General features: G+C 55.5%; 19 protein-coding genes and 1 pseudogene. 5 read left to right on the forward strand and 15 right to left on the reverse strand.

Going from position 1 to position 21,179, the window contains the following annotated elements; translation table 11 throughout:
- The first annotated feature begins 76 nt into the window (after positions 1-76).
- Positions 77-733, forward strand: coding sequence for a hypothetical protein (locus HMPREF9163_RS11085; protein ID WP_009441898.1), 657 nt, complete (start codon positions 77-79; stop codon positions 731-733).
- A gap of 74 nt (positions 734-807) precedes the next feature.
- Here HMPREF9163_RS11085 and HMPREF9163_RS11090 read toward each other — a convergent pair whose 3' ends face one another.
- From HMPREF9163_RS11090 to HMPREF9163_RS11140, 11 genes are read right to left on the reverse strand one after another with little or no spacing between them, the layout of a single operon-like run.
- Complete coding sequence (locus tag HMPREF9163_RS11090) at positions 808-2,262, reverse strand: NADH-quinone oxidoreductase subunit N (RefSeq protein ID WP_009441899.1); 1,455 nt, start codon at positions 2,260-2,262, stop codon at positions 808-810.
- A complete protein-coding gene (locus tag HMPREF9163_RS11095) occupies positions 2,262-3,794 on the reverse strand; it encodes a NuoM family protein (protein WP_009441900.1) in 1,533 nt (510 codons plus the stop codon). Before HMPREF9163_RS11095 ends, HMPREF9163_RS11090 begins: the two co-directional genes overlap by 1 nt.
- Positions 3,791-5,692, reverse strand: coding sequence for an NADH-quinone oxidoreductase subunit L (gene nuoL, locus HMPREF9163_RS11100; RefSeq protein WP_009441901.1), 1,902 nt, complete (start codon positions 5,690-5,692; stop codon positions 3,791-3,793). The genes HMPREF9163_RS11095 and nuoL overlap by 4 nt, the downstream gene beginning before the upstream one ends.
- Positions 5,693-5,706: 14 nt before the next feature.
- A complete protein-coding gene (gene nuoK, locus HMPREF9163_RS11105; protein ID WP_006305959.1) occupies positions 5,707-6,012 on the reverse strand; it encodes an NADH-quinone oxidoreductase subunit NuoK in 306 nt (101 codons plus the stop codon).
- Positions 6,009-6,503 carry an NADH-quinone oxidoreductase subunit J gene (locus HMPREF9163_RS11110; protein ID WP_009441902.1) on the reverse strand — a complete coding sequence of 165 codons (495 nt, stop codon included), beginning with the start codon at positions 6,501-6,503 and terminating at the stop codon, positions 6,009-6,011. The genes nuoK and HMPREF9163_RS11110 overlap by 4 nt, the downstream gene beginning before the upstream one ends.
- Positions 6,500-7,216 (reverse strand): 4Fe-4S dicluster domain-containing protein, encoded by a 717-nt coding sequence (locus HMPREF9163_RS11115; RefSeq protein ID WP_009441903.1) that lies wholly within the window; start codon positions 7,214-7,216, stop codon positions 6,500-6,502. Before HMPREF9163_RS11115 ends, HMPREF9163_RS11110 begins: the two co-directional genes overlap by 4 nt.
- Positions 7,217-7,228: 12 nt before the next feature.
- Entirely contained in the window at positions 7,229-8,275 is a 1,047-nt protein-coding gene (gene nuoH / locus HMPREF9163_RS11120; protein WP_009441904.1) for an NADH-quinone oxidoreductase subunit NuoH, read from the reverse strand.
- 12 nt (positions 8,276-8,287) lie between these two features.
- Positions 8,288-9,388, reverse strand: a complete 1,101-nt coding sequence (locus tag HMPREF9163_RS11125) for an NADH-quinone oxidoreductase subunit D (RefSeq protein WP_009441905.1) — start codon at positions 9,386-9,388, stop codon at positions 8,288-8,290.
- A complete protein-coding gene (locus tag HMPREF9163_RS11130; RefSeq protein WP_009441906.1) occupies positions 9,388-9,876 on the reverse strand; it encodes an NADH-quinone oxidoreductase subunit C in 489 nt (162 codons plus the stop codon). Before HMPREF9163_RS11130 ends, HMPREF9163_RS11125 begins: the two co-directional genes overlap by 1 nt.
- Entirely contained in the window at positions 9,873-10,412 is a 540-nt protein-coding gene (locus HMPREF9163_RS11135; protein WP_009441907.1) for an NADH-quinone oxidoreductase subunit B, read from the reverse strand. The genes HMPREF9163_RS11130 and HMPREF9163_RS11135 overlap by 4 nt, the downstream gene beginning before the upstream one ends.
- Positions 10,403-10,756: an NADH-quinone oxidoreductase subunit A gene (locus tag HMPREF9163_RS11140; RefSeq protein ID WP_009441908.1), complete on the reverse strand. Its 354-nt coding sequence runs from the start codon at positions 10,754-10,756 to the stop codon at positions 10,403-10,405. The genes HMPREF9163_RS11135 and HMPREF9163_RS11140 overlap by 10 nt, the downstream gene beginning before the upstream one ends.
- A gap of 338 nt (positions 10,757-11,094) precedes the next feature.
- Here HMPREF9163_RS11140 and HMPREF9163_RS11145 point away from each other — a divergent pair, with 338 nt between their 5' ends.
- Genes HMPREF9163_RS11145 through lgt form a run of 4 tightly spaced genes read left to right on the forward strand, consistent with a single transcriptional unit; the run spans position 11,095 to position 15,788 of the window.
- Positions 11,095-13,041 (forward strand): peptidase U32 family protein, encoded by a 1,947-nt coding sequence (locus HMPREF9163_RS11145; protein WP_009441909.1) that lies wholly within the window; start codon positions 11,095-11,097, stop codon positions 13,039-13,041.
- An 18-nt stretch (positions 13,042-13,059) separates the two neighbouring features.
- Positions 13,060-14,373, forward strand: a complete 1,314-nt coding sequence (locus tag HMPREF9163_RS11150; RefSeq protein ID WP_009441910.1) for an aspartate aminotransferase family protein — start codon at positions 13,060-13,062, stop codon at positions 14,371-14,373.
- 10 nt (positions 14,374-14,383) lie between these two features.
- Positions 14,384-14,935 (forward strand): phosphoribosyltransferase family protein, encoded by a 552-nt coding sequence (locus tag HMPREF9163_RS11155; protein ID WP_009441911.1) that lies wholly within the window; start codon positions 14,384-14,386, stop codon positions 14,933-14,935.
- Positions 14,936-14,954: 19 nt separating this feature from the next.
- On the forward strand, positions 14,955-15,788 hold the full coding sequence (lgt, locus tag HMPREF9163_RS11160) for a prolipoprotein diacylglyceryl transferase (protein ID WP_009441912.1): 834 nt from the start codon (positions 14,955-14,957) through the stop codon (positions 15,786-15,788).
- A gap of 51 nt (positions 15,789-15,839) precedes the next feature.
- On the opposite strand, the gene HMPREF9163_RS11165 is transcribed toward lgt, so the two are convergent.
- From HMPREF9163_RS11165 to HMPREF9163_RS11180, 4 genes and pseudogenes are all read right to left on the reverse strand, one after another.
- The gene (locus HMPREF9163_RS11165) at positions 15,840-16,598 is read right to left on the reverse strand and encodes an ABC transporter ATP-binding protein (protein WP_037347096.1); all 759 of its coding nucleotides are present in this window, start codon (positions 16,596-16,598) and stop codon (positions 15,840-15,842) included.
- A gap of 16 nt (positions 16,599-16,614) precedes the next feature.
- Positions 16,615-17,663 (reverse strand): annotated as a pseudogene (locus HMPREF9163_RS11170) (FecCD family ABC transporter permease).
- Positions 17,660-18,664: an ABC transporter substrate-binding protein gene (locus HMPREF9163_RS11175; protein ID WP_037347099.1), complete on the reverse strand. Its 1,005-nt coding sequence runs from the start codon at positions 18,662-18,664 to the stop codon at positions 17,660-17,662. Before HMPREF9163_RS11175 ends, HMPREF9163_RS11170 begins: the two are co-directional and overlap by 4 nt.
- A 68-nt stretch (positions 18,665-18,732) precedes the next feature.
- The gene (locus tag HMPREF9163_RS11180; protein WP_037347101.1) at positions 18,733-21,030 is read right to left on the reverse strand and encodes a TonB-dependent siderophore receptor; all 2,298 of its coding nucleotides are present in this window, start codon (positions 21,028-21,030) and stop codon (positions 18,733-18,735) included.
- Positions 21,031-21,179 lie beyond the last annotated feature (149 nt).

Raw genomic sequence — 21,179 nt, forward strand, 5'->3', positions numbered from 1 at the left:
GGGGAACTTTCTGGAGAGCCTCCAAAAGGGATATTGGGTTGGTTTTGGTTTTTTCTCAGGAAAAGGAGGAACGACGATGAACACCTATATGTCAACGATGAGCAAGCTCTTGCTCGCCCTCTGTTTCGCACTCTTTACGAGTGTCACTCTCATGGGTTGCGGCGGGAACGATCCGAATGTTGATGTCCAGGCACTCGCGGAGGGAATCGGTCACGGTGATACCGCTGCGATGAAGGATTTCAAACTGACAGGCGACGGTGCCAAGCCCATCAGTGAGGTCTTCATCAAAGAGCTCGGGAAGAGTCTCAGCGCAACGCAGGAAGGAATGGACAGTGCCCAGAAGATCATGGGTGACAAACTCAAAGAACTGAAGATCAAGACGGAGGTCGTATCCAAGAGCGATAATTCCGCTAAGGTCAAGATCACGACCGATTACATTGAATTCGCTTCCGTCATGATGGGTTCAATGCAAAAGATGGAAAAAGAGATCGAGAAGATGGATCCAAACGATATGTCAGCTCTTGACAAGTTCGGTGATATGTACCTGAAGCTGTTCTCCGACGACATGAAGAATGCCAAGGTTGCGGGACAGCAGTCCTTCGAGGTCGAGGTCAAAAAGGACAAGGACACGGGCAAGTGGATTCCCGATGACATCGGCAAATTCCAGGAAGATCTCGCTAGGTACATGCTCTTCAAGGGCGGCGATGACTCCATCCTAGACGAGATGAAATAGAAACTTTTCCCCAGCACACAAAAACGCCCGACGTTCCGTCGAGCGTTTTTTGATTGGGCATTGGATGATTGAGTTTACCTCATAAACGTATAGACCGCAACATTGCTGAAGATCGAGAGCGGCTCTGCCCAGACGCCGATGATGAGAGAAAAGGCGACGGCGATGATCCCCATTGCGCTTGCCGGAAGCGGCAGACGTAGATGCTCCTCGACTACCTTCTCCCCCTCCTCGACATCGCGGAACATCTCCTTGATGACAAGCAGGTAGTAGTAGACGGACATCATCGACATGACGAAGCCGACACCCGCGAGCCAGAGATAGCCCGCGTCAATCGCGGCGGAGAAGATGTAGATCTTCCCGACGAAGCCCGCTGTCGGGGGGATGCCCGCCATCGTGAGCAGGGCGACCATCAGGATGCCCGCCGGGAGCAGGGAGTCCTTTGCAAGTCCGCGCACACTCGTAAAGTCCGCGCCGCCGCGTTTCGTCTCAAGGTAGGACACCGTGACAAACGCGCCGACATTGGCGAAGACGTAAACCATCGCATAGAAGAGGACTGCCTTGATGCCCGCCGCATTCGTCGCGACCATCGCCGTCATCATGTAACCCGCCTGTGCAATCGACGAGTATGCAAGCATGCGCTTGATATTCGTCTGGCGGAATGCCATGAGGTTTCCGCCGACCATCGAGACTGCCGCAAGAATTGCGAGCAGATGCGCCCAGTACGCCGAGAGGAACGGAAATGCCACAAAGAGCACACGCAGCAGGACTGCAATGCCCGCCGCCTTCGAGCACATGGCAAGAAGTGCCGTCACGGGTGCGGGTGCGCCTTCATATACATCCGGTGCCCAGAGATGAAACGGGATGATCGAGAGCTTGAAGAAGAAACCGGCAAGGATAAATACCACGCCGATCAGCCCAAGCGAGAACACGAGCCCAAGCCCCTGCGCAATGTTCTGGAATACCATCGTCCCCGTCATTCCGTAGACGAGGCTCATGCCGTAGAGCAGCACCGCCGTCGAACCGGAGCCAAAGACGAGATACTTGATGCCCGCCTCCGCCGAGAGTGGCGAATCCGTACGAATTGCAACGAGCCCGTAGAACGAAACCGTCATCAGCTCAAGCCCGACGAACGCCGTCATGAGATCGTTCGCCGAGGCAAGGACGCACATGCCGAGCAGCGCCGAGAGAAGGAGCAAATAGAACTCCCCCTTGTGCCTGAGTGTCTGCTCCACATAGTCCGCCGCAAAGATCACGGTCGAGAGAATCCCGATGATGAAGAGAATCTTGAAGAATACGGAGTAGCCATCGACGATGTAAAGCCCCGCATAGAACGCCGTCGCTCCGCCGTCGGGCGGATACATACCCACAGAGAGTGCGAGCACACCGAGAAGCCCTGCCACGGTCAGCCAGACTACGGGACAGCGCGGCGCGTCCTTTTTGAGGACGAGATCGGTGATGAGCACCACCGCCATCAGCGCGGCGATCCCGATCTCAACGGAGATCGCAGCAAAATTCATCGCTTGCAGCATCAGTGCCCACCTCCTATGATTGTCGGTGCATCCTGAATCAGCTCAAAGAGTGGCGCAAGCGGGGCAACGCCCGTATCCACAACATTCATGAGCAGTCCAGGGAACACGCCGAAGCCGACGAGGAACACACCGAGCACGACGAGCGGCACGACATCAATCTTGCGCTCATCTGGAAATTTCGCAAACCGCTCCACACGCGGTCCGAAGAGCACGCGTGCAAGCATACGCAGGACGTAGAATGCCGTGAAGATGATACCCGAAACGGCAATCACGGCAATCACGGGATAGACCTCGATGATGCCGACGAAGATCGTGAACTCCGGGATGAAGCCGATCAGCCCCGGCAGGCCGAGCGAGCAGAGCCCCGCAAGCATAAAGCCCACCGTGATGTGCGGCATATGATGTGCGAGACCCCAGAGGTCGCCGACGCTGCGCAGCTCCGTCTTCTCGTAGACGTAGCCGACCTGTGAGAAGAAGAGCGCGAGCATGATGCCATGCGCCACCATGTAGGCAACCGCGCCGCTCACACTCACGACGTTCAGAGCCGCAAAGCCGAGCAGGACATAGCCCATGTGGGAAACCGAGGAGTACGCGATCATGTACTTGATGTCGCGCTGCGCGAGCGCAATGTAGGATGCGTAGATAACGTTGATCATCGCGAGCGCGGCGATCAGGGGAGCCCAGAACTTCGCACCGAGCGGCAGAATGAAGAAGCCGATGCGGATGAGCGCGTAGCCTCCGATCTTTTTCAGTACCCCTGCGTTAATCATCGAGATCGCCGTCGGTGCGCCCGCATAGCCGTCGGGCGACCAGATGTGGAACGGGAACATCGACAGATGCGACCCGAACCCGACGAGCAGGAGGAAGAACGCCGTGACCTGCACCTCCCACGAGATATTGCCCATGAGAGCGGCAGCGGCAAGCGACTCGAAATCGAACGTGCGCATCCCCGACTCGTACGCGCTCACATACAGGAGGAGCACGCCGAGCAGCATGAACGCCGAGCCCACAAGGAGAAAGATCGTCATCTTCATCGCCGCATGCTCTTTGCTCACGCGCTCCGACGAGCCCCAGATGAGCACCATCAGGTACGCCGGAATAACGACCATCTCGCAGAGCACGAGGAAGAAGAAGAGGTCACGCACGAGGAATGCCCCCGAAACGCCCGCAATCACGATGAGCAGGAGCACGAAATACTCCTTCACACGCTTCTCTATATTCCACGAGCTGTAGATTGCGGCGAGCCCCACAACGCTTGAGAGGAGCAGCATGGGCAGCGAGATTCCGTCAACGCCCAGAGAGTAGGCGACGCCGAGATCTGTGATCCACGGGATATACTCCGTGTACTGCATCCCACCGCGCGCCATATCATAGTCCGCATAGACAAAGAGTGTGAGGATGGTTGCGACCATCATCGCAAATGCCGAGAGCTGACGGATCGTATCGTGCAGCCGTCCCGGCAGCAGCGCAATGATGAGTGCCGCCACGAGTGGGGTCAGGAGGATGACCGAGAGAATCGGAAATGTCATCATCGGAAAGCACCTCCCCAGTAGGCGATGATCTGAACCGCCCAGTAGAGGGCATAACACAGAAGAATCAGAACGCCTGTATAGAACACGACAACGTACCGCTGCGCCTGACCGTTCGCGGACTCTGTGAGGAGGTCGCTCGTAGCGAGTGCATACGCCCCCAAGCCGATCATAATGTTGTCGAAGATCTTTTCATCGACCCATTTCAGGATCAGTGCCGTGCCGTAGACGAGACGCTCACGGAAGTATCCGTAAAGTTCGTCGATGTAGAACTTGTGGTAAACAACACGGTACAGGAAGCCGAAGCTCCGAGCCTGCATCGCCGACCGCAGACTGTGCCGTCCGTAGATCTGATAGGCGGCGGCAAAGGCGATGAGCGCAAGCACGGTACTCGTTCCCGCAACCGTCCAGTCAATCGCCTCATGGTGTGGAACGCCTTCGTTGATCCAGACAGAGAACCCGCCGAAATACCCCCACGCACCGCTTACAAGGGTGAGCAGGATGAGCATAATCATCGGCCAGCGCATGAATGCGTCGACCTCGTGCGCCTCGTGCGAACTGCGGCTCTCACCGAGGAATGCCACAATAAGGAGACGCGCCATGTAGAACGCCGTAAGGAACGAGGTAAATGTCGCCATCACGTAGAGCGGTGTGCTCGCGTGCATGACCGCCGCGAGGATCTCATCCTTTGAGAAGAAGCCCGAGAACGGCGGAATCCCCGAAATGGCGAGCACGCCGACGAGCATTGCTGCGAACGTCAGCGGCATCTTCCGCCAGAGGCCGCCCATCTTCGTGATGTCCGTCTCATCGTGCAGTGCGTGCATGACAGCACCCGCACAGAGGAAGAGCATCGCCTTGAAGAAGGCGTGCGTCATGAGATGGAACATGGAGGCGGAAAACGCGCCGACACCGACCGCAAGCATCATATAGCCGAGCTGACTGATCGTCGAGTAGGCGAGCACCGACTTGAACTTGCGCTGTGTCACGGCGATGATCGCGGCAAAGAGTGCAGTGAATGCGCCGAGCCCCGCAATAAAATCCATGACGAATGGGGATTCGCTGAAGATAAAGAAGGCGCGCGCGACGAGATAGACACCCGCAGCGACCATGGTCGCCGCATGAATGAGCGCCGATGTGGGCGTAGGCCCTTCCATCGCGTCGAGCAGCCAGACATGGAGTGGGAACTGACCGGATTTACCGATCGGTCCCATAAAGAGCAGCAGGCCGATGACAGTCAGGAAGCCCGTGCCCGCAGCAAGGACATACGGCGGTACAAGCATACGCAGCTCGATGAAATCCATCGTCCCGAACACCATCTGCACGAGCAGAATGCCGACAAGCATCCCAAAGTCACCGATGCGCGTTGTGATGAACGCTTTTTTTGCCGCCTCACGCGCCGACACCTTGTGGTAGTAGAACCCGATCAGCAGGTAGGAACAGAGGCCGACCCCCTCCCAAAACACGTAGAGCTGGAGAAAGTTAACCGAGACGACAAGCCCGAGCATCGATGCCGAGAACAGCGAGATGAACGCAAAGAAGCGCCCCATCCCCTCGTCGTGCTCCATATAGCTCACGGAGTAGATATAGACCAGCAGCGAAACCAGCGTCACAATGACGAGCATCATCGCCGCGAGCGGATCGATGAGCACGCCCATCGTCAGCTTCACATCGCCGATCTGCGCCCAGAGCGTCTTCATCACATACGGATCGTTCATCGTGATCTGATAGTTCACGGTGGCAAGCGCGACAAAGACGGAGAACGCGAACGCAAGCGACATCATTGTGATCGCAATCGCTGCAGAGAGATTCTTTTCCTGCCGCGTGAACGGTCCGATGATGAGAAATGCCAGCGCGGGGAAGAGTGGGATCAGATAGGCATGCGTAAGTGCAAATGTAAACATATCGCTCCCCTCCCCTAATCTCTAAGAGTATCCAGTTCATCGACATTCGTCGTGAAGCGGATCTGGTACAGACGGAACGCGAGGGCAAGCCCGACGGCGATCTCGGATGCGGCGACCGCAATCGAGAAGAGAGCCATGAGCTGTCCCTCCATGTTGTGTGCATAGAAGCGGTCGAATGCGATGAGGTTGATATTCACCGCATTCAGCATCAGCTCAACACACATGAGGATTGGGATGATGCCGCGCCGTGTGAGCAGACCGTAGAGCCCGATGCAGAAAAGCACGGCGGCAACAAAGAGAAGATCAGGAAGTCCGATCATGCCGTATCCCCTCCCCTCGCTAGGACAAGTGCCCCGACCATCGCGACGAGCAGCAGCACCGCCACGATCTCAAACGGCAGCACATAGGTGCCGAGCATCAGCCGCGCAATCTCCTGCGCGCCCGTAGATGCGCCGAGTTCCCCACCCGGCAGGGGCGAGAGCACAATGCCGAGACCGATGAGGAAGAAGAATCCGCCCGCAAGCAGTCCCGTCACCACGCGGCGAAAAAGCTTCTGCGAGGGGTTTGACTGTGCCATCGAGTCGCGCCGCGTCAGCATGATTGCCATGACGATGAGGACAGCGACCGCGCCGCTGTAAACCATCAGCTGCACCGCGCCGAGGAACTCCGCGCCGATATAGAAGTAGATCGCCGCCACACCGATAAAGGAGAGGACGAGAAACAGTGCGCTGTGCACAACATTCGGGGATAGGACGACACCGAGCGCACCGATGATCGTCACCGCCGCAAGAAAATAGAAGATGATGCTCATGCCGTCCCTCCTTTCTGCTCGGCGTCCTTCGTTTCGACGGACGGCTCAGCCTTGGTCTCAGCCGATTTCTCCGCCGCCTGAGATTTTGCTGCGGCTGCCTTGCCTGCAGCCGCCTTCGCCGCCGCCATTTTTTCTGCCGCATCAGCGGGCACAGCGGTTTTTTCCGCTGCCGGCTTTGCCGCCTCCGGATTCTCCGCCGCAGCCTTCTCTGCCTCGGCTTTTGCCTTCGCGGCTGCCTCCGCCTTTGCCTTGGCGGCGGCTTCCTTCTTCGCCTTTTCCTCCGCCGCCTCCACCTCGACCTGTGCAAGGAATTCTTCGAGATCCGCGCGGTCCTTGTCCGTCATCGCATCGTGGGTCATCGTCTCCTTACTCCACGTCGAAATCGCATAGTCTTTGTCCCAGACGAGGGTCTTGACGGGGCAGACCTCCACGCAGAGATTGCAGTAGAGGCAGCGTCCCGACTTGTGCACATAGGACTTCATATGACGCTTTTTCTTTGCATCCTGTACAATGGTAAGATCGAGGGCCTTGTTCGGGCACGCATTCGCACACATCGAACAGCCGATGCAGATGCGCCAGTCCATCGCGAGGTTCCCCCCGCGGAAATTATCCGTCATCGGAAGCTTTTCCTCGGGATAGCAGAAGGTCTCCTTCTTGCCCCAGAGGTGCTTCCATGTGACGCTCATACCCGTGAGCAATCCTTTACCAAACATGTGAGCACCTCCTTAGACGATGCCGAGAAGATACATCCCAACGCCCGTCAAAAAGACGTTGAGAATCGAGAGCGGCACGAGCACCTTCCATCCGAAGGTGAGGATCTGATCGACGCGCGTACGTGGGAACGTCCAGCGGAACCACATGATGAGAAACACTATGAGTACCGCCTTCAGTCCGAACCAGACGAAGCCCGGCAGGAACTCGGGGCCGCTGTAGCCGCCGAGGAAGAACGTTGTCGCGAGAATCGCCGCCGTCAAGAGGTTCGCGTACTCCGCAAGGAAGAACAGTGCCCAGCGCATACCCGAGTACTCCGTAAAGGGGCCCGCAATGATCTCGGACTCGCCCTCCACGAGGTCGAACGGCGTACGGTTCGTCTCTGCGACCGCTGCAATCAGAAAGATGATAAAGGCAAGCGGCTGCATGAAGATGAACCAGCTGGTCTGCGCCTGCATCTGCACGATGTCGTCCATGCGCAGAGAGCCTGTAATCATGACGACACCGAGCAGCGAAAAGAGCAGCGGTGCCTCATAGCTGAGTATCTGCCCGACGATGCGCATGCCGCCGATGAACGAGTATTTATTGTTTGACGCATAGCCACCCATCAGAAACGGCAGAACCGCCTGTCCCGAGACGGCGAACAGGAGGAACACGCCCACGTTCACATCGGCGAGCACCGCGCCCGCATCGAACGGGAAGAACGCATAGGCGAGTGCCGCAGGCACAAAGAGCAGTGCGGGCGAGAGTGCCCAGACCACCTTGTCCGCGCCGGCGGGCATGATGTCCTCCTTGCTCATCAGTTTCAGCATATCCGCAACGGGCTGGAGAAGGCCAAAGCGTCCCCCGACGCGGTTCGGACCGATCCGCACCTGGATGAACGCACAGATCTTGCGCTCCGCATAGGTAAAGACGATCGCCGCCATTGAGATAATGCCGAGCAGGAGCGCGATGCCGACAAAGGTCATGACAAGATCAACCACAAACGGAATCGGCACAACACTGTAAACAGCTGCGCGCAGCATGAGCGCAATCGCTCCCAAGAAAGAAAGTTCCATCATTTGCCTCCTTTCTCAGCAGTCCACTTCGCCCATGATCGGGTCGATGGATGAATATGCGGCGACCGAGTCACCGATGAACATACCGCGGCACATCGCATCCAGCCCCTGCATATTGACGAACGAGGGGCGGCGGATGTGGATGCGGTACGGCTTCGTCGTACCGTCGCTGACAATGTAGAAGCCAAGCTCGCCGCGCGTGCCCTCCGTACGGCTGAACACCTCGCCCTTCGGCGGCTTGATGACCTTCGGTACTTTTTTCCCCATAAAGTCGCCCTCGGGCAGACCATCAATCGCCTGGCGGATGATCTTCGCGCTCTCGGCGATCTCATTCAGCTTCACCATGTAACGATCCCAGTTGTCGCCGTTCTTGCCCACGGGGATGTCAAAGTCAAAATCATCGTAGACGCTGTAGCCATCCACCTTGCGCAGGTCAAAGGCAAGCCCCGTCGCCCGCAGGTTCGGTCCCGTCATATTGTAGGACAGAGCCTGTTCCGTTGTCAGCGGCGATGTCCCCACAATGCGGCGGATAAAGATCTCGTTGCCCGTCAGGAGCTTGTTGTACTCCTCAAGGAAGATCGGCACCTCATCGAGAAACGCGCGGATCAGCACCTCCGCCTCGGGTGTGAGATCCTCCTTTACCCCACCAATGCGGATGTAGTGGAAGGTCTGGCGTGCACCGCAGACGAGATTGAAGATGTCGAGGATCTTCTCGCGATCGCGGAAGCAGTAGAGCATCCCCGTCGACGCGCCCAGATCGTTTGCAAGTGTCCCGATAAAGATCAAATGGCTGTTGATGCGGTTCAGCTCCGCCATGATGACGCGAATGTACTCCGCACGCAGCGTGGTCTCGATTCCTGCAAGCTCCTCCACGGCAAGCGCATAGCCAAAGTTATTGTTCATGGAGGAGATATAGTCCAGGCGGTCCGTATAGGGCAGCCCCTGCGGATACGTCCTGTCCTCGAGCAGCTTTTCGATGCCGCGATGGAGATAGCCCATGATCGGTGTCGCCTTGACGATGCGCTCACCGTCGAGTTCGAGCTGCACCTGCAGCACACCGTGCGTCGAGGGATGCTGCGGCCCCATGTTAAGCGTGTAGGTCTCGGTTCTCGGCATCACATTCCCTCCTTCCGAATGCGCGGGATATTGGGGGGCGGTGGCGGGACAAAGTCCTTGCGCAGCGGATGTCCAACGAAGTTCTCATGGTGAAAGACGCGCCTGAGATCGGGATGCCCCGTGAACGTGATTCCCATGAGATCATAGACCTCGCGCTCCTCGAACTCCACGCCGGGGAACACTGCCGTTGCCGATGGAACAACAGGCGCATCGTGCGGCAGCGTCACCTTCACCGTCAGCCAGTGCATATGCACGGGTGAAAAGAGATGGTAGACCATCTCGAAACGATCCTTCCAGTCCACCGCCGTCACATTCTCCATACGCGTCAGCTGCAGTGCCGTATCGTCACGCAGAAACGTCAGGAATGCGACGAGTTCATCCGTGCCGATATAGACTGCGGCACGCGCTGCCTCTGCATCATATGCTGCGTTTGAAAATGCGAGCTTGATGCCGGCAAGTGCCTCCGCAGATAAATAATCATTTCTCATGCGTTCACCGCCTTTGCCGCTGCCTGCTCCGCCCAATAGGCACGCTCGGCTGCAACCCGTTCGGGATGGAGAATCTTCTCGCGCAGCTTGAGCATCCCGTCGATCAGTGCCTCAGGGCGCGGCGGACAGCCGGGGATATAGACATCCACGGGAAGAATCTCATCCACGCCCGGCACAACGGCATACGAATCCGCAAAGGGGCCGCCCGCAATTGTACACGCCCCCATTGCGATCACATATTTTGGCTCGGGCATCTCCTCGTAGAGGCGCACAATCGGATCTGCCATCTTCCACGTCAGCGTCCCTGCGACGATCAGGAGATCCGCCTGACGCGGACACGGACGGAAGACCTCGTAGCCGAACCGCGCGAGATCGAAGCGCGCCGTCGCCGTGCTCATCATCTCGATGGCACAGCAGGCAAGCCCCGAGGACAGCGGCCAGATCGAGCTCGCGTGTGCCCAGCGCAGGAGCTCGTCAAGTTTCACCACGAAGACATTGTGACGCAGGCTTTCGGGTACGCGATCCGCTATCTCCATGAGAGATCCCCCTTTCGCCATGCGTAGGCAAGCCCGAGCGCGAGAATACCAACAAAGACAAACATCTCGATGAGCGCAAACAAGCCGAGCATCTGGAACTCCACCGCCCACGGATAGAGGAACACCGTCTCGATGTCAAAGACGATGAACAGCAGCGCGTAGAGGAAATACCCCGCACGATACTGCACATACGGCGAACCGATCGGATCGACACCGCACTCGTAGGGAATGTATTTCTGCGGTGACGGCTGCTTTGGCTGCAACAGAAATGCAGGGCCAAGCGCCATGACGGGGAAAAACAGTGCCACCATCAGAAAAATCCCAAGACTTCCATACTCTCCCATACACAGGCCTCCTTATTAGAAAATAAAATAAATACATAGGAAAAACAAATAATCAGAAACAATAATTTGATGGGTAAAAAAATTATGCCAATTTCAGTGTATATTATATAAAATTTATGCCCTCTAGCATGTATAATAAAATCTATGTATAATATACCCGAAAAGCATTTCTTTTACAAGGAGAGCAAGGAAAAAACTTCTATTTATATTCATTCTTTTTTGCTATTTTGACATCGTTTGAAAGAAGTGGCTTTTCCTGCTATAATCATAAGCAATATCGGGGAACGCTTCGTTGATCGGAGCAACAAGTTCTCAAGCCAGAAGGAGTTTTTTACACAATGCTGTTACACCGAAAATCCGTCGAACTGCTTGCCCCGGCGGGCACATGGGATGCCATGACCGCAGGCATTGCAGCGGGTGCGGATGCCGTCTATCTCGGCGGCAAACATTTCAATATGCGTCTGCACGAGGGCGACTTCAATTTCGATGACGAGCGCCTGAAGGCAGCCGTCGACTACGCGCACGCGCACAATGTTGAGCTCTACGTCACGCTCAACAACCTCATCAGCAACGAGGAGCTGCCCGCTCTGCGCGAATACCTCGCCTACCTCAACGAGATCCGCCCCGATGCAATCCTCGTCCAGGACTTCGCCGTACTCGAACTCGTACACGAGATGGGCATCACCGTCCCCCTGCACACCTCCGTCATGATGAACACGCACAACGAGCACGCCATCGAAAAACTCAAGGAGTATGGCATCACGCGCATCGTCGTCGGGCGCGAGATGACGCTCTCCGAACTCGCACTTTTCCGCACGCGCACGGGCATAGAGGTCGAGTACTTCATGCACGGCGATATGTGCATCTCCGAAAGCGGACAGTGCATCCACTCGGGCGTGCTCTTCGGACAGAGCGGCAACCGCGGACGCTGCATGAAGATCTGCCGCTGGCCGTTCGCCCTCATCAACGAGGAGACGGGCGCGGTGCTCGATGCGGACAGCCCCGGACCCTACAAGCTCGCCCTGAAGGATATGTGCATGTACCGCTCCATCCCCGCACTCATTCAGGCGGGGGTCTATTCGTTCAAAATTGAGGGGCGGATGCGTTCGCCCGAGTTCATCGCGCGGCTCGTCTCTACCTACCGCAAGGCGATTGATGCCTACATTGCAGACCCGAACGGCTACACAACGGATGAGGAGGGCTGGCGTACACTCTACGACAACCGTGTACGCGACTACACGACGACGTTTGCATTCGGACAGCCGACGGCTGTCGACATCGGCATGACGGGCGAGCGCGAACCGCGCTTCTTCAGCCAAGCGGTCGAAGAGGCGGGCTTTGCCGACGAGGTGCTGCGCGCCGAACGCCCGATTGAAAAGGAAAATGCGCCGAGCCGCCATCTCAGCGTTCGCGTCGGCACGGTCGATGCTGCGCGTGCGGCGGTGGATGCGGGTGCCGATACCGTCTACGTCGGCGGCGAGACATTCCGCCCCAACCGCCCGTGGAAGCTCACGGACTACGAGGATCTCGTCCGCTATGCAGCAGGACGCGCACGCGTCGTCGTGAACACACCGCGCACGACCATGCGCCGTGAGTGCGGCGAACTCGAACAGTTCTTTGCCGCACTGAACGACATCGGCGTTGACGGCATCATGGTCGGCAACCTCGGCACGCTGAAGCTCGCACGCACGCTCACGAAGCTGCCTGTGCAGGCGGATCATTCGTTCAACATCTTTAACCACCTCGCAATCACCTTTCTCAAGGAGAACGGGCTCACGATGGCGACCGCCTCCTACGAGCTTTCGTTTCAGCAGCTGCGTCAGATTGTCGAGAACGCTGTGCTGCCCGTTGAGGCAGTCATCCACGGTGCATACGAGTCAATGATCTGCGACTACAATTTCCCCGCGATGTCGCTGCCGAACTACAGCGAGCTCGCTGCACCCGAGCTGTTGGATCGCCTCTACGCGTTTCGTGACGGGGCGGGCGGCGTGCACTCCATCCGCATCGACCAGTACGGGCGCAACCACCTCTACTTTGCAAAAGATCTGTGTCTCTATCCCTACTTGGAGAAGTTCAACGGACTCGGCTCCTATCGCATCGAGGCGCAGGACTATACGGCGGACGTGACCGCAGAGATCGTCCGCATCTACCGCGCTGCACTCGACCGCCTCGCGGCGGGCAGTGACGGCTATCGGACAGAGGATTTCGAGCGGCTCACGGAGATTTCGCCACGCCCACTCGGCATTGGCACGTACCGTTTCCGCCAGAGCCGTAATTCAATCTGATACTAGAAAGAATACTTCATGGACACAGCTTCCTCGAACGAGAAGAACTATATCGGCGCAGCCGCCATCCTTGAGAAAAAGCAGAAATACATCATGCCCTGCCTCGGGCATTTCTACAGCGAGCCGCGCCAGATCGTACGCGGCGAGATGCAGTACCTCTACGACAGCGAGGACAGGAAATATCTTGACTGCTTTGCGGGTGTCTCCGTCATCAACTGCGGGCACTGCAATCCCGCGATCAATGCCGCCGTCACAGAGCAGCTGAACACGCTCCAACACGTCTGCAACATCTACCTCACGGAGAACTTTGTCAATCTCGCCGAGCAGCTTGCACGCATCACACCGGGAAAACTCCAAAAGAGCTTTTTCTGCTCCACGGGCACGGAGGCGAACGAGGGAGCGGCACTCCTCGCCCAGATTGCCACGGGCAGCAGCGAGTTCATTGCTCTGCGCGGCGGTCTCCACGGGCGCACGAAGCTCACGATGAGCCTCACGGGCATCTCCATGTGGCGCACCGACCCGAATCCCGTCGGCGGCATCCACTTTGTCAAAAATCCATACTGCTACCGCTGCCCGCATCAGCATACGCCCGAGGAGTGCGGCATTGACTGCACCTACGAGCTCGAGGAAACGATCAAAAGTGCCACCTCGGGACGACCTGCCGCATTCATAGCTGAGACCATTCAGGGCAACGCGGGCATCATCGTCCCGCCCAAGAACTACTTCAAACGCGTCAAGGAGATTCTCGACCACTACGGCGTACTCTTCATCGCGGACGAAGTGCAGACAGGCTTTGCGCGCACGGGCAAGATGTTCGCCATTGAGCATTTCGGCATTTCACCCGATATCATGACGATGGCAAAGGCACTTGGCAACGGTGCCCCCATCAGCGCATTCATCGCAACCCCAGAGGTCGCGGATACCTACACGAAGCCCGGCGCATCGACGCTCGGCGGCAACCCCGTCTCCACAACGGCAGGGCTTCATGTCATCCGCTACATCGAGGAGCATGATCTCATCGGGAACGCCGAACGGCGTGGAGTGCAGCTGCGTGCAGGCCTCAGGGAAATCCAGAAACGCCATCCCATCATCGGCGATGTACGCGGACTCGGACTGATGGTCGGCGCAGAGTTCGTCCACGCGGACAAATCCCCCGCCGCCGCCGAACTGGATGCCGTGCTCGAAGAGCTGAAGAACCGCGGCTTTATCGTCGGCAAGAACGGCATCGGACGCAACGTCATGGCGTTTCAGCCGCCGCTTATCATCACCGAGGACAATATCAACGACGTACTGAACGCCGTAGAGCTCGTCCTCACGGAGAAAGGACTCTAAAGGGTGCATTATGGCAAAACGATATTACGATCTTACGGTCGCGGGCTGCAAGCGCAGTCTCCCCATCCTCAACCTGAGTGACAGTCTTGCGATTGCGGGCTTCGTCATGCTCGGCGATGTCGAACTCTGCGAAAGCTGTGCGCGTGAACTCGCAAAGAAGGTGCCCGCCGAAGCCGAGATCATCATGACCGCCGAGACGAAGGGGATCCCCCTCGCGGCGGAGCTTGCACGGCAGATTGGAATGCCCTACTACATCACAGCACGCAAATCTGTCAAGGCATACATGGAAGATCCCATCTGGGTCGAGGATGAATCGATTACGACAATGGGCAAGCAGCGGCTCTACCTCACGCGTGCGGATATCGACCGCATTGCGGGACGCAAGGTGCTCCTCCTCGACGATGTCATCAGCACGGGCGGCTCCATGACGGCACTCAGCAATCTCGCCGAAAAGGCGGGCGCACACGTCGTCGGACAGGCTGCCGTGCTTGCCGAGGGCGATGCGGCAAAGCGCACGGATATTATCTTCCTCGAGTCGCTGCCGCTCTTTGAGGCAGAGTAGAGAGGATAGGTAGGCTTCCTTGCATCAATATCTCTTCTACATCGGAGACTTCCCCATCCGCTCGTACGGTGTCGTCATCTCCCTCTCCATCCTGCTTGCGACGGGTGTCGGCTACTTCCTCGCAAAGGCGGACGGACGCGGCTATGAGAAGCACGTTCCCGATCTCGGCATCTACTGCGGCATCGCGGGACTCCTCGGCGCGCGGCTCTGGGACGTGTTCTTCTTCGACTGGGACTACTACCAGCACCACCTGACCGAGATTCTGAACGTCTGGCAGGGCGGCATGGCGATCCAGGGCGGTGTCTTTCTCGGTGTGCTCGTCGGCATCCTCTACAGCCGGAAACACAAGCTCGACACCATCCACTTTATGGACATTGCCGCTCCTGCGATTGTCCTCGGACAGGCACTCGGCCGCTGTGCAAACCTCCTCAACGGGGATGCCTTCGGCGCACCGACAGGCAGCAGCTACGGCATCCTCTACCCCGACACCACCCTCGCGCACCACACCTACGGTGCGCAGCCGCTCTGGCCGGCGGAGGTCTGGGAAGGGCAGCTCGACATCGTCATCTTTGCCCTGCTGCTCATCTTCCGCGCACGCGGACACGCACGCGGGCAGTGCTTCGCCCTCTACGTCATGCTCTACAGCCTCGTGCGCTTCGCGCTTGAATACCTGCGCGGCGACTATACGGAGAAATACCTCGGACTCTTTACCAGTGCCCAGATGACCAGTCTCGGCTTCGGTCTCGTCGCCCTTGGCTTCTTCCTCTGGCTCGGACTGCGGACAGATACGCAAACCGCGCCCCTCATCGAGACCAAATCAGAAAACCGCAAAAAGAATAAACACAGGAAATAATCCCTCCTGCAAAAGAGCCCCGATGGACGGCAGCCGTTCATCGGGGCTTCTTTACAAATGATATGAAATTACAATCGTTCCATCCTCCAACGGATGAATGCGCGCGTGCACGCCATAGAGCTCATAGATAAATTCATTGGTGAAGATCTCCCTTGGCGTCCCCTCCCGCAAAATCCCCCCGTCTTTCATCGCAATAATTCGATCGCAGTATGCGGCGGCGACATTGAGATCGTGAATCGCGGCAATGACCGTCAGATTCATCTGCCGAATATTTTCCATGATCTCCAATTGGTAGCGAATATCCAGATGATTCGTCGGCTCATCGAGAATCAGACAGGCAGTCGACTGCGTGAGCGCCCGCGCGAGAAGCACGCGCTGCTGCTCGCCGCCCGACAGACTGGAAAAGGGCTGCTCCTCAAAGGCTTCCATCCCGGTGAATTCCAAATAGCGCTTGGCAAGTTTATAGTCCTCTTCATGATAGCGCTCCAACATGCGCTTGTAGGGACTGCGCCCCATCAGAACGACCTCCAACACGCTGAAATCAAACGAAAACGCATGATGCTGGGCAAGCACAGCCTGTCGTGTCGCCGTTTCCCGTACCGAAAGATCATCCAGACGATCCCCGCCAAGGAACACGGTGCCGCCATCCGGACTGAGCACACGATAGATGCACTTGAGGAGAGTGCTCTTTCCACTCCCGTTCGGGCCGATAATGCCGACGAATTCCTTATTATGTACCGCAAGAGAAATTTTATTTAAAATCTGCCGCCCATCAAAACTCTTTTCCAACGCTTCTACGCGAATATCCATCACATGCTCACCCCACCTACGCGCCGCCAAAACCATACGTCCGCTTCACCATCAGATAGATAAAGCAGGGCGCTCCGATCATCGAAATCAGAATCCCGATCGGCAGTTCGGTCTGCGGAATAATCACGCGGCAGAGCACATCTGCCCAGACGAGAAAGATTGCGCCGGAGAGCGCTGCAATCGGCAGCAGCCTCCGGTGATCTGCACCGACCAGCATGCGGCTGACATGCGGAACAATGAGTCCGACAAAGCCGATCATCCCCGCCGCATAGACCGCAAAACCAACGAGAAGTGCACTGACAAGCAGATATGCTTGCCGATATCTATGCAGATCCACACCGAGTGTAACCGCTGTATCGTCGCCAAGGAGCATCAGATTCAGCACCTTTGTCTGCGTGTAGAAAAAGAACGGTATGATAATGCTCATCGGAATCATCACCTGCAGCGTCGACCATTTCGCCCCCGCCATGCTCCCCATCAGCCAGTATGTGATGGACTGGAGCCGTCCTTATCGTTCGCAAAGTAGACAATGAAACTGGCAAACGCGCTGCATACAGCGCTGAGCGCCATGCCCGCGAGCAGGAGCTTCACTGCATTCGCACGCCCTCCCATATTCGCAATGAAGACAATCGCAAGAGATATCGCAAAGGCACCGATGAATGCGGCGATCCCGACGAAGTTCTCACCCAGTGATACGCCAACACCAAGCAAAATTGCTGCCGTTGCGCCGAGAGAGGCACCGGAAGAAACGCCCAGAATATAGGGGTCAGCAAGCGGATTTTTCACAATCGCCTGCATGATGACACCCGATGTTGCAAGCCCCGCGCCGATGCATGCGGCCATGAGAATACGGGGCATACGGAGCAGCCATACGATATCGTGCAGCGGCCCCTGCCCCGGCGCATCGATTGGCACACTGCTGCGCAGGGAATCATAAACCGCAGATATGATATCGCCGACGGACAGGGATACGGTTCCGAACGTCAATGCCCCTGCCATACTGATAAGCAGAATAATGAACAGCTGTATCAGGATGATTGCTTGCTGCCAGTCTGTACGATTCATAATTCCGGATACAACCCCTTTTTGATGGCTCTGATGCCATCCAGCGTATTTACGGCCGGTGTATACATATACCAGAACGGCAGCATATAGATTCTCTGGCTACGCGATGCTTTCAGTGAGTTAAACCGGACATTTTGAAAGAAAAGTTCCGATTCCTCGCGATGCCGCGAATTAAAGTAAACGACAAAAATAACGTCCGGATCCTGTGCCAGCAGGTCTTCTGCCCCCACAGAGCGACTCTTGACGGGCATATTCCCTCCCAAACGACGCACCATATCGCCTACGATCCAGCCATCATCATAGTTCATAATTCCCGTTTTACTCACTTCAACGACCATGACCTCTTGAGGTTTTTCCCCCACAGTACTCTTCTCTGCAAACTCTATCTCTGCATGAATTTCATTGATCAAAGCCTCTGATTTCTCTCTAATATCAAATATCCGCCCCATGTCATCCAGGAACTGGCACTCGTCTTCGATCGTCCCATACGGCACCACATGGTTTGATGTTGCAACGATATATGTATTCACGCCGCGCTCCTGCCACCAATCCGTGCTGCCATATCGCCTCGGAGAAAATGTCGACTTCCATCCCAGAATAAAATCCGGCTGATAAGCGATCGTCATCTCCCTGCTTATTTCTTGATTGGAGATATGTCGTATTTTTGCCAATTCTTCGGGATATTTCGCCTTCATACGAGCATAAGTCTCACCGGATGCGTTTAAGGACGCGCTGATGATTTTATCTCCCTGCCCAAAAGCTAAAAGAGTCTCAAGCGTATTTGCCTCATATACAAGACCTCGTACCGGCACCCTATGAAACCGAATACGTAGCGGATGTTTTGATGAATCAAATGTATCAATCTCCACAGGAGGATATAAACGCGAATCTCCTGTCATATCTTCCGGTGAACTTTCGAAAACAGAATTCTCTCCATTTCTTCCTGCCAAGAAAGTCGATAAACATATTATGACGAAAAGTAAAATCAGGGGTTTCTTCATATCTCCCCTCCTCATACCAATGACGACAAGAGTCGTTTTGACTGCTTGTCGTCATTGCCTTTCAACAATTAGAATTTATACTTCATCCCAATCAAGAAATGTCTGCCAAGCTGAGGCCAGCTTCCCTTTCCAAGATAACGGGTATAGACGGTCTCATACGCCTGATTGGTCAAATTCACAACAGAGGCATACAGAGTTAAATCTTTCTGAATCGCATAATTGATATTGAAATCAAGAACAAGCGCACGCCTGCTGGTATACGCCATTGTATTGCAGCCCGTATACCAAGTCCCCGTCAATGCCGTATACAGCTTTCCGTTCTCATACGCAAGATCTGCTGTGTAGGTATTAGCAGGACGCAGCTTATTGATAACAGAATTAACATTTCCATCTGCCCATTTCAGTTCAGGATCGAAGGTCATTCCATCCTTTGCCGAAAATTTGTCAAAGGCATGGGAATATCCTGCCGTAAGTGTCAAATGCGGACTAAATCGATGCTGCAGCGAAAGGTTGATCGATTTCTTGACTTCCTTCGCATTGACAAATTTGAGCTTAAAATCACTGGCTGCCCGATCCCAAACACTGTATCGTACAACTGCATTGCTCATGCGTGTATAGTCATAATGGAGAGAGGCTGTCGTATTTGGCGAAAAATCGTGCCGCACGCCGAGCGTCCACACATCTCCCTTCTCATCCTGCAGATTGGCAGCATCCGCTCCATTCGTCGCCGTATAGTCATTCGGTTTGAGCGGTCTGTGTACGCGGCTGTACCCGAAATATGCGCTCGTATCTTTATCAAACCGATACTGCGTATTGAGGGACGGTGTAATCGTGTTGGACGAGGCACCGCCGATGCTGTGAACCCCATCTTGCGATACGTGGCTGACATCACTGTAATGCGCGAAGCGAAGAGATGGTGTCAGCTCCCATTTATCTGAAAGCAGTATTTTATCCTGAATGTAGCCAAGAACAGAATCGCGTTTAACACGCGAGACCTTCCCCGTTCTCACCTGTGTATTGTAGTATTTTGAATTATCATAGGTCCACGAAGTAAGAACATCATGTTTCCCATAGGATTTGCCAAGTTGGAACTGAAGTCCTTTATTTTCCAGATGGTGATACCATGAGCGATGGTCTCGGCCGCGATAATTCGCTCTCCCCCATTCAAACCATTCAGGCGTATCTGGTACGGGCGAATCCTCCTTATCCCCTGCTCCAAACGACCCCCAATAGCGTTCATGCTGTTCGTAGTACCGAACAAAACTCTCCATGCCGTTATCTCTATGGAACGTATAGGTCAGATCAAGATTGTTCTTGTTGTAGGCGTTATAGGCACCGGTCACCGCCCACATATACCACAGCGTCCGATAGCCCGGATTTTTTATATCGCCGTATTTATCATTATGGAAATAATCATTCTTGATGCGGTTCCAATCTGCTGCATTAAAGTACTTGTGATCAGGCGCCGTAAGAGGATAATCCGCATCGCTCTGCATATGGTTGAATGCAGCCCTCAACGAATGGGTAGTATCGAAATCATAGTCCACACGGAGATTGAACGTCTCCTCCTTGTAGCCCGTATTCACATAGGTATAGGTATTGCCGCTAAGACCATCCTTATATTTTGCATCCCCACCCATTTCACGCCCGAGCGTAAAGAAATATTTCAGCTTCCCTTGATCCGTGCTCCCCGCATAGTTCAACTTATAATTATGCCGGTTCCACGAACCGGTTGACAGATCAAGCGACCCATAGGATTTATCCGTCCCCTTGCGTGTAATGATATTGATAACGCCGCCGGTAGCATCCGATCCGTAAAATGATGCACCCGGTCCTTTGATCACCTCTATTTTTTCGATGTTATCAATATTTGTAACCTGATTGATGTCCGTGACTGCCTTCGAGCCGCTCGTTGAACGTCCGGAGACAACGTTGCCTACAGAGTTATCCATGCGGCGCCCATCCACGAGTACAACAACGCGATCATCTCCGTTGATCGTCACAATATTATGCGTCTGCGTATACCCATACTCACCCCCGCGATACCCCGGCGTCTTGATCTGTACGCCCGGCACTTGCCGCAGCGCATCGCTGAGCTGATCGTAATGCCGCTTTTCCAGCGTATCACGGTCAATGACGTTCACATCACCGCCCGTGCGATAGTAGGACTGCTCCGTCATCACATTGCCGAAAGGATCTTTCATATTCCCTTCGACATCAATATCCTTTGTCGCATATGTTTTCTTGACTGTTTCCTCAGCGGGCACAGTCGACTCTGCGTCCTGAGCATAAACATCTGTGCCTCCCGTCAGCATCGTCGAAATTAAGATACCCAGTACAGTACCCTTTCGCATCTTCTTTTGCATGTGCTTACTCTCCTTTGCAAAAAACATTTGATACGGCGGTACATCATAGAAAACAATGTTCAAATACGGGCGTTATTCCCGTATTCACATTTTGTTTCCAAAATGTCAATAGGATTGATGCATCGTCAAATAGAGCACAAGAAAGGCAC

Source organism: Selenomonas sp. oral taxon 138 str. F0429 (assembly GCF_000318175.2).
GTDB classification, from domain to species: domain Bacteria; phylum Bacillota; class Negativicutes; order Selenomonadales; family Selenomonadaceae; genus Centipeda; species Centipeda timonae.

What these genes read in the sequence shown, in the direction of transcription:
- HMPREF9163_RS11085 (WP_009441898.1), top strand. Translation starts at nt 77, where the DNA reads ATGAACACCTATATGTCAACGATGAGCAAGCTCTTGCTCGCCCTCTGT.
- HMPREF9163_RS11090 (WP_009441899.1), bottom strand. Translation starts at nt 2,262, where the DNA reads ATGCTGCAAGCGATGAATTTTGCTGCGATCTCCGTTGAGATCGGGATC.
- HMPREF9163_RS11095 (WP_009441900.1), bottom strand. Translation starts at nt 3,794, where the DNA reads ATGATGACATTTCCGATTCTCTCGGTCATCCTCCTGACCCCACTCGTG.
- nuoL (WP_009441901.1), bottom strand. Translation starts at nt 5,692, where the DNA reads ATGTTTACATTTGCACTTACGCATGCCTATCTGATCCCACTCTTCCCC.
- nuoK (WP_006305959.1), bottom strand. Translation starts at nt 6,012, where the DNA reads ATGATCGGACTTCCTGATCTTCTCTTTGTTGCCGCCGTGCTTTTCTGC.
- HMPREF9163_RS11110 (WP_009441902.1), bottom strand. Translation starts at nt 6,503, where the DNA reads ATGAGCATCATCTTCTATTTTCTTGCGGCGGTGACGATCATCGGTGCG.
- HMPREF9163_RS11115 (WP_009441903.1), bottom strand. Translation starts at nt 7,216, where the DNA reads ATGTTTGGTAAAGGATTGCTCACGGGTATGAGCGTCACATGGAAGCAC.
- nuoH (WP_009441904.1), bottom strand. Translation starts at nt 8,275, where the DNA reads ATGATGGAACTTTCTTTCTTGGGAGCGATTGCGCTCATGCTGCGCGCA.
- HMPREF9163_RS11125 (WP_009441905.1), bottom strand. Translation starts at nt 9,388, where the DNA reads ATGCCGAGAACCGAGACCTACACGCTTAACATGGGGCCGCAGCATCCC.
- HMPREF9163_RS11130 (WP_009441906.1), bottom strand. Translation starts at nt 9,876, where the DNA reads ATGAGAAATGATTATTTATCTGCGGAGGCACTTGCCGGCATCAAGCTC.
- HMPREF9163_RS11135 (WP_009441907.1), bottom strand. Translation starts at nt 10,412, where the DNA reads ATGGAGATAGCGGATCGCGTACCCGAAAGCCTGCGTCACAATGTCTTC.
- HMPREF9163_RS11140 (WP_009441908.1), bottom strand. Translation starts at nt 10,756, where the DNA reads ATGGGAGAGTATGGAAGTCTTGGGATTTTTCTGATGGTGGCACTGTTT.
- HMPREF9163_RS11145 (WP_009441909.1), top strand. Translation starts at nt 11,095, where the DNA reads ATGCTGTTACACCGAAAATCCGTCGAACTGCTTGCCCCGGCGGGCACA.
- HMPREF9163_RS11150 (WP_009441910.1), top strand. Translation starts at nt 13,060, where the DNA reads ATGGACACAGCTTCCTCGAACGAGAAGAACTATATCGGCGCAGCCGCC.
- HMPREF9163_RS11155 (WP_009441911.1), top strand. Translation starts at nt 14,384, where the DNA reads ATGGCAAAACGATATTACGATCTTACGGTCGCGGGCTGCAAGCGCAGT.
- HMPREF9163_RS11165 (WP_037347096.1), bottom strand. Translation starts at nt 16,598, where the DNA reads ATGGATATTCGCGTAGAAGCGTTGGAAAAGAGTTTTGATGGGCGGCAG.
- HMPREF9163_RS11175 (WP_037347099.1), bottom strand. Translation starts at nt 18,664, where the DNA reads ATGAAGAAACCCCTGATTTTACTTTTCGTCATAATATGTTTATCGACT.
- HMPREF9163_RS11180 (WP_037347101.1), bottom strand. Translation starts at nt 21,030, where the DNA reads ATGCAAAAGAAGATGCGAAAGGGTACTGTACTGGGTATCTTAATTTCG.